Source organism: Aporhodopirellula sallentina SM41 (assembly GCF_000346505.1).
In the GTDB taxonomy this organism is placed as follows: Bacteria; Planctomycetota; Planctomycetia; order Pirellulales; family Pirellulaceae; genus Rhodopirellula; species Rhodopirellula sallentina.
In genome coordinates, this window is record NZ_ANOH01000338.1 from 1 (window position 1) to 7,247 (window position 7,247).

Sequence of the window (7,247 nt, forward strand, 5' to 3'; positions counted from 1 at the left end):
GCGGGGTTGAGGAAATTGGGGACACGGTATTGGCCGCTGTTACTGGATCGGTGAAAGCGACCAAGACCAACGTCAATTTGGGGATCGTGTTGTTGCTCGCCCCGTTGTTGGCGAGCGAGCCGGATTGGGACGAGGTCAGTGAATCGAGTCCTGAGATTGCTTGGTCGACGGAGGATCGCTTGCGGCATTGGCAGGCGTCTGTCGAGCGGTTGCTCGAGCGGATCGATTTGCATCAGGGGGCGATGATCGCCAAGGCAATCTCCGGTGCATCCGCTGGTGGACTCGATGGCGATTCGCTCAAGGAAAATTCACTCGGTGAAGATCGTTCGCTCGACGTCAACCGAGAGAACAACGGTTCGTACGACATTCTCGCGGCGATGCGTTTGGCGTCGGACCGGGACCGGATCGCGCGACAGTACGCCGAAGGCTATCGCGATTTGTTTGAGGTGGTGGTGCCTACGATTCAGGACCGAGTGACTCGCACGGGCGACGTGTTGTCCGGGATTGTGAACGCTCACATCACGCTAATCGCCGGAGAAGGCGACAGTTTGATTGCGAGGAAAGGCGGAGAAGCCGGGTCACGAAAAGCAGCCGGGTGGGCACGCGATTGTCTCGCCGCGATCAACGGCAGTGACGGTGTGCAGGTCGCCAAGCATATTCAAACGCTCGATCGGCGGTTGCGGTCCGATGGGAATCGACTCAACCCGGGGACGTCGGCCGACCTGATCGCGGCGGCGTTGTTTGTGTTGCTGCGGGTGGTTTAAACGCGTCCGTTGATTTGTTTGCGTTTGATTTGGAACCGAGCGATCCCGGTGCCAAACATCACCAGACCGAGGATTAACAGCAGGATGCCGAGCACCAGCATGTCCGGCGACTCGCCAAAGAACTTGATCAACGTGCCGCCGGTGCCCGCCATCATCAAGGCAGTTCGCCCGTATGCGAGCAACGTGCGTTCGTTGGCGAGATCGGTCCGGATCACCGCCAGTTCGTTGCGACGATCCGGCTGTGAAGTGGGCTTTGGAGCGAGCTGTTGCGTGGGTGCTGACATGAGGCTTAGAACAACCGGTTGATCCCGTTGAGGGCCGCCACGCGGTAGGCCTCTGCCATGGTCGGATAGTTGAACGTCGTCTCGATGAAGTACTCGATCGTGTTGTGCTCGTCGGGTTGGTTCATGATGGCTTGGCCGATATGCACTATTTCGGATGCGTTGGCGCCAAAGCAATGCACACCGAGGACGCGTTTGGTTTCGCGGTGGAAGAGCAGTTTCAGCATACCAACCGTTTCACCGGTGATTTGGGCACGTGCGAGAGAGCGGAATTGAGCCTGGCCGACTTCGTAGGGGACGCACTGCGCGGTGAGTTCTTTTTCGGTCGCGCCGACGGAGCTGATTTCCGGGGAGGTGTAGATCCCAGTGGGGATATCGTGAAGACTCAGGTTACCGCTGCACTGACCGAGCATGTGCATACCGGCGGCGCGACCCTGGGTGTAAGCGGCGCTAGCGAGCGACGGGATACCGATCACGTCGCCAACGGCATAAATGTGCGGCAGGCAAGTTTGGAACTGTTCGTCGACGTCGATTTGGCCGCGGCTGTTGGCTTCGATCGGCAGGTTTTGCAAACCGAGATCGTCGGTGTTGCCTTGCCGACCGTTGGCCCACAGAAACGCGTCCGTCTTCAACGCCTTGCCGCTCTTGAGATAGAGTACCACGCCGTCATCGTGCGGTTCGAGCCGGTCGATGTATTCGTTGTGCCGAATGATGACCCCTTGATCGCGGAGGTGATACGACAGCGCGTCGATGATTTCGTCGTCGAGGAATTCGAGCAATTGTCCGCGGGTGTTGATCAGGTTGACCTTGATGCCGAGGTTACGAAACATCGATGCGTATTCCGTGCCGATCACGCCGGCGCCATAGACCGTGATGGACGCTGGGCGTTCCTGCATGCCCAGGATCGTGTCGCTGTCGTAGACCCGTGGGTGCGAAAAGTCGACGTTCGACGGGCGATAGGGACGCGACCCGGTGGCGATGACAAAGTGTGCCGCGGTCACGGTTTCGCCGTCATCGATTCGCACGGTGTGTTCGTCGATGAAGCGAGCCTGGCCGCGATGGATCGGCACGTTGTTGCGGTCGTAGAACGATTGCCGCATCGAGACTTGCCGGCCGATGATCGTTTGGGTGCCACGTCCGAGTTGTTCCATAGACGGGGCGATCGTGTAGCCGAGTTCCCGCATGACGGGATTCTTCAGCGAACGCATGGTGCTGGTCACGGCGTAGCGAAGGGCTTTGCTGGGGATGGTGCCCCAGTGGGTGCAGCCGCCACCGATTTGTTGGTACCGTTCGGCCACTCCGACCCGCCATCCGCCCTTGGCAGCTTGCATCGCCGCCCCCTCGCCTCCCGGGCCTGTCCCGATGACAAAAAGGTCGTAGTCAAATTTCGATTGTTCGGATTGGCTCATCGGTTTCGGATCCGTCTCGTGCGCGTTGTCTGTTTCAGTCGATGTCGTCTGAGAGATGGTCGAACTCAATTGTGAGTTTCCTGTTTTTGAGAAGGGACGTGTCGCAGGCCGAACGAATTTGGTCGAATCAGGAGCGAGTAGGACAAACAGTTTTCCGGTTCCGCCAGCCCTTGGTTTTACGATGTTGCTAGCCTGCGTCCAGACCGACATTCGATTTGCTGCAGTGCAAGAGAACCTGCAGACGGTTCTCGACACGCTTGAAAAGTTGGCCGAGAAGAATGTTGATCTCGCGGTTTTCCCCGAATGCATGTTGACCGGCTATGCGTTCGAAAGCCGCGAGGAAGCATGGGATGTGGCGATCAATGAAGATTCCGAGGAGATTGCGGAGATCATTTCCACTTCGGATCGGCTCGGTGTGCCGTTGACCTTTGGTACGATGTTGCGTGATAGCGAGAAGTTACGCAACGCCGCGTTGTTGGTCGCCGGCGGGAAGATCGTGGGCCGTTATCACAAGATTCACCTCCCTCACCTCGGTGGGGATCGCTTTGTCGATCGCGGTGAAATCCCCTATCAGGCGTTTACTTTGCCGAGCAAAGAAAAGGGTGAAAAGGGCGAGCAAGACGCCGAACAGGGGGACACAGCTCGTTCGCCGATGCGGGCACGAGTGGGGTTAGGGATTTGTTACGACATATCGTTCCCCGAACCGATGCGGGCTCTCGGATTGGCCGGGGCGGATATTATTGCCTTGGGTACCAATTGGCCGGTCGGGGCGTTTCGCACCGCTGAGATCGTTCCGCCAGCCCGCAGCATGGAAAACCACCTGTTCTTTGTTGCGGCGAACCGGATCGGCCACGAGCGCGGGTTTGATTTTTGCGGCATCAGTTCGATCTGCGGGCCCGACGGGGTGGAGTTGGCTCGCGCGAAAGGTGCGGAGCCCGAGATTTTGTTCGCCGAAGTGGACATCGCTCAAGCCCGCAATAAACGCATCGAGCGAACCACCGGCAAACACGTTATTGACCGGTTTGCCGACCGTCAGGTCGAGTTTTACGATACGCTCACCGATCCCGTCCGCCCAAATCCCACGTCTGAGTAGGCCCCGCGAAGCTGAATAGGTTCAGCGAAGCCCAAATAGGCCCGCGAAGCTGAGCAGGCATACCCAAGAAAGTCCCCATGAACGCAAACGAAGAATTTCCGATCGAGGTTTCGGTCGAAGACGTCGACGCCCTGAGAAAATCCGACACGGATTTCATTTTGCTCGACGTGCGAGAGCAACAGGAGTACGACACGGCGCGAATCGAGGGGGCGAGACTGCTGCCGATGAGTGAATTGCGGAACCGGCTCGGGGAACTCGAGCCCAACAAAGACGACCATATCGTCGTCCAGTGCCACCACGGCGGTCGCAGCATGCAGGTGACTCAGGCACTCCGCAGCGTGGGTTTCACCCGGGTTCAGAACATGGCCGGCGGGATCGATCAGTGGTCGCTAAAGGTGGATCCGTCGGTGCCGCGATATTGAATCGGCTCGGCGGACGCGGTTTTTGAACGGAATCGCGTGTTTTGCCGTGGTTTGCGGGCGTTGGGGTTGTGAGAAAACGTTTCGTTTTCTAGCATTTCGCGTTCCGATATGCCGGAGGCGATTCCGTCCCGGCTCCCGTTCCCTTTTTCTGTCGTGTCCTTGGTGGGGCGAAGGGCGTTAGTGTCGGTCCTGACCGGTTTAACCGGTGGACTGCCGAAATGCTCTGGAATCAGCCGTCTTTTTGACGATGTGCTGAATTCTCGAACCCGACGTGTGCAGAACCAATCATGGAGAATTGCCCGAATTTGCGGGCGACCTACGCTGATGGCAAATGAAATTGTTAAAGAGATGATCGAGTCGGGTGTCCACTTCGGACACCGCACCAGTCTCTGGAACCCGAAAATGGCTCCGTACATTTTCGGTAAGAAAAATCAGATCCACATTCTCGACATCCGCGAGACCCTTCGCGGTTTGTTGCGTGCCAAGAAGTACCTCTCCCAAGTCGCCGCCGGCGGCAGCCTGATCCTGTTCGTCGGTACCAAGCGTCAAGCTGGTGAAGCCGTCGAAGAGCAGTCGCTGCGTTGCGGCATGCCTTTCGTGAGCGAGCGTTGGCTCGGTGGTACGCTGACGAACTTCCGTACGATTCGCAGTCGTCTGGGCCGTTTGGAAGAGCTCGAAGCACTTCGTAGCGGCGAGCGTATCAACGAATACAGCAAGAAGATGCAATCCTCGCTCAACCGCGAGTACCGCAAGATGTACCGTAACCTGAACGGTTTGCGGACGATGAACCGTCTTCCCGAAGTGATGTTCATTGTCGATCCGGGCAAAGAGCGAAACGCGGTTCGCGAAGCCAAGCGTCTTGGCATCACCACCGTCGCGTTGATCGATACCGACAGCGATCCGAGCCTGATCGATTTGCCGATCCCAGGCAACGACGACGGGATCCGCAGCGTTGAGATGATCATGCGAGAACTCGCTGACGCGGTCATCGCGGGCAAAGGCCAGACTCAAACCCAGGCGGCAGACACTCCTGCCGAACCTGCTGTCGCGGCCGCCCCAGAAGCTGCTGCTCCGGCAGCCGAGCCAGCCGTGGAAGAAGCCGCTGCGGCTCCAGCGAGCGAACCTGCCGCCGAGTAATCGGTGTCTGTTTCAATCGTCTGCCGTTCATTCGGTCAACATCGTTGCGGTGATCTCTGATCGCCGCAGCGTGATTTTCCAGCCGCGGGGCTCTGCGGGACACTCGTTCGGGTCTCACCGGACTCTTCGCAGGCCCGCCGTTTTGGAACGCAACCGGGAATGAAGTTGCGAATGTCGGACGTCGCAAACGCTGAACATCGTAGGTTCCCCGTTTTGAAGACGCCCTTCGCGACAGACGCTGAGAAATGCGGGCACTGTGAGTGAGCGGCGAGCGTTGACGCAGCGAGCACAGGGCGGAATGGCCCGTCGAATGTTGTTCGGTTCGCGTCCCACTCGGCAGGCTTTTGACTCGGCAGGGTTTTTGACTCGGCAGGCTTTTTCACTCGAAAGGGTTGCCGATTGTGACTTTGCGGCGACTCTCCGCGGTTCGTGAGATCCCACACGGCTGATTCCATACAGCCTCATCTTGTCGGCAGCGGTGTTCGCGACCAAGCTATTCGCCAACGCGGGTGGGGACCGATCTCGGTCAACTGCCCGCATCCCAACCAAGCCATCCCCTATCAATACATCTGACTCTCCAATTTAGATTAGGAACAAAGAATGAGCATTTCTGCAAAAGCCGTTAGCGAGTTGAGAAAATCAACCGGTGCTGGCATGATGGATTGCAAGAAGGCGTTGGAGGAATCCGGCGGCGACATGGAAGGTGCCCTCGATTATCTCCGCAAAAAAGGCCAAAAAGTGGCCGAAAAGCGTGCTGATCGTGATACCAACGAAGGCGTGGTTGTTGCCTTGACGGAAGGCAACAAGGGATTGCTGCTCGCGTTGAGCTGCGAGACCGACTTTGTCGCCAAGAACGAAAGCTTCATCGAGTTGACCGAGCGAGTCGCCAAGCTCGCAATGGAAAACGGTGCCAAGACCGTCGATGAGGTCAACGCTCTGAGCATCGAAGGTACCACCGTTAAGGAACACCTCGTTACCGAAACCGGTCGTACCGGCGAGAAAATCGAAGTCTCCGACGTGCAAGTCGTCGAAGGCGACAACATCGCTTCGTACATCCACGCAGGCAGCAAGATCGGCGTGCTGGTTTCCTACAAGGACGGCGGCAAAGACGACTCGGCGCAGTTCTTCCGTGGTGTGGCCATGCATATCGCTGCGATGTCGCCATCGATCCTGCACCCCGATGAGTTCGATCCTGAATTCGTCGAGAAGGAAACCGAAGCCCTTCGCGCTCAGATCATCGCTGAGAACGAACTCAACGAGAAGGAAAACCTCGGCAAGCCGATCAAGAACGTTCCTCAGTACGCTAGCCGTCGCCAGTTGACCCCCGAAGTCATGCAGGCGACCGAAGAAGCGATCAAGGCGGAACTGAAAGCCGAAGGAAAACCCGAGAAAATCTGGGACAAGATCGTTCCTGGAAAACTCGAGCGTTTCATCGCCGACAACACCGCGTTGGACCAAGAACGTTGCCTGTTGAGCCAGTTCTACGCACTCGACGACAGCAAGACGGTCGAAGCGGCTGTGAAAGAATTCAGCCCGGAAGCCGAAATCGTTGAGTTCAAACGCGTCGCCGTGAACTAAAACAGAACTTGGGGTGAAAACGATGGGTTGGCGTTGCTTCGTCAGCTTTGTTGCTGGCGGGCGCGAGTCTGCCGTTTGGATCACCCCAGGGGCTTTCCGTCCGATAGGATTCGGACGTGCATGAAGTGCAACCATGACATGAAACGGTCCCAGTTCGCTGGGGCCGTTTTTTTTGCCATGATCACAAACGTGATTCGCGCGAAAGCTAATAAAGGATCAGATATTTTTTCCGTTCCGCGTCCGCTCTATTCCTTGGCATGCTATGAACCCCACGCAAACCTTTGATCTCATTGCCGTGTGCGCGTTCGGGCTTGAGGCGGTGGTGAAACGGGAACTCGCCGCGTTGGGAATTGAATCCGCGATCGGAGAGTCAGGCCGCGTGCACTTCCGCGGTACCGCGGAAACGATTGCGAAAACCAACCTGTGGCTGCGCTGCGCCGATCGCGTGACGATTCGCGTGGCCGAGTTCCCGGCCGCGGATTTTGATGCCCTGTTCGAAACGACCAAGGCGATCGAGTGGGGCGAATGGTTGCCGGCCGATGCGGAGTTCCCGGTGACCGGGC

At 57.7% G+C, this 7,247-nt stretch carries 7 protein-coding genes and 1 pseudogene; 6 read left to right on the forward strand and 2 right to left on the reverse strand.

The genetic code is table 11. The annotated features are described in order from the left end of the window. A partial coding sequence (locus tag RSSM_RS22335; RefSeq protein WP_044303297.1) for a triphosphoribosyl-dephospho-CoA synthase occupies positions 1-764 on the forward strand: 764 nt, incomplete at its 5' end. Here the strand turns inward: RSSM_RS22335 and RSSM_RS22340 are convergent. Together RSSM_RS22340 and sthA are read right to left on the reverse strand one after the other, a co-directional pair. Continuing rightward, on the reverse strand, positions 761-1,048 hold the full coding sequence (locus RSSM_RS22340; protein WP_044303298.1) for a DUF202 domain-containing protein: 288 nt from the start codon (positions 1,046-1,048) through the stop codon (positions 761-763). The two genes, RSSM_RS22335 and RSSM_RS22340, sit on opposite strands and share 4 nt — an antisense overlap. Positions 1,049-1,053: 5 nt before the next feature. Beyond that, positions 1,054-2,454 (reverse strand): Si-specific NAD(P)(+) transhydrogenase, encoded by a 1,401-nt coding sequence (gene sthA / locus RSSM_RS22345; protein ID WP_144060033.1) that lies wholly within the window; start codon positions 2,452-2,454, stop codon positions 1,054-1,056. A gap of 181 nt (positions 2,455-2,635) precedes the next feature. Here sthA and RSSM_RS22350 point away from each other — a divergent pair, with 181 nt between their 5' ends. From RSSM_RS22350 to RSSM_RS22375, 5 genes and pseudogenes are all read left to right on the forward strand, one after another. Beyond that, a complete protein-coding gene (locus tag RSSM_RS22350) occupies positions 2,636-3,547 on the forward strand; it encodes a carbon-nitrogen hydrolase family protein (protein WP_044303300.1) in 912 nt (303 codons plus the stop codon). Between the two features lie 77 nt (positions 3,548-3,624). Then, positions 3,625-3,969: a rhodanese-like domain-containing protein gene (locus RSSM_RS22355; protein WP_008684383.1), complete on the forward strand. Its 345-nt coding sequence runs from the start codon at positions 3,625-3,627 to the stop codon at positions 3,967-3,969. Positions 3,970-4,293: 324 nt separating this feature from the next. Continuing rightward, a complete protein-coding gene (rpsB, locus tag RSSM_RS22360; protein ID WP_044303302.1) occupies positions 4,294-5,106 on the forward strand; it encodes a 30S ribosomal protein S2 in 813 nt (270 codons plus the stop codon). Between the two features lie 600 nt (positions 5,107-5,706). Next, on the forward strand, positions 5,707-6,684 hold the full coding sequence (gene tsf / locus RSSM_RS22370; RefSeq protein ID WP_008684391.1) for a translation elongation factor Ts: 978 nt from the start codon (positions 5,707-5,709) through the stop codon (positions 6,682-6,684). A 262-nt stretch (positions 6,685-6,946) separates the two neighbouring features. Beyond that, positions 6,947-7,247 (forward strand): annotated as a pseudogene (locus RSSM_RS22375) (bifunctional 23S rRNA (guanine(2069)-N(7))-methyltransferase RlmK/23S rRNA (guanine(2445)-N(2))-methyltransferase RlmL); the annotation flags it as partial.